Here is a 310-nt window from a genome sequence, read left to right on the forward strand (position 1 = left end):
TATGTATTATATGTTGATTTTGAAGTGATATTATTAGATTATAAGGGGAAAAAATTCCCAGCTCAGAATGAGGAATTAGATACTTTATTAAAAAATCTAGGTGGAAAATATGAAAAAATTGTACTTGCTGGAGATAGTTCAGGTGGAAATGTTGTTTTATCAACTATGTTAATGAGAAGAGATAGAAATGAAAAATTAGTAGATGGAATTTTTCTAATGTCTCCATGGGCTGATGCAAGTAATAGAGTAAAAAGTAGAATTACTCATTTTGATAGGGACGTATTAATGGGTAAATCAACATATAATACAT

Annotated in this window: 1 protein-coding gene; it reads left to right on the forward strand. The window is 28.4% G+C overall.

What is annotated here, in order from left to right; translation table 11 throughout:
- Positions 1 to 310 (forward strand): alpha/beta hydrolase (locus AWT72_RS09010; protein ID WP_156413169.1); only part of this gene is annotated, 310 nt, incomplete at both ends.

Origin of the sequence: Oceanivirga salmonicida (assembly GCF_001517915.1) — a bacterium.
GTDB classification, from domain to species: domain Bacteria; phylum Fusobacteriota; class Fusobacteriia; order Fusobacteriales; family Leptotrichiaceae; genus Oceanivirga; species Oceanivirga salmonicida.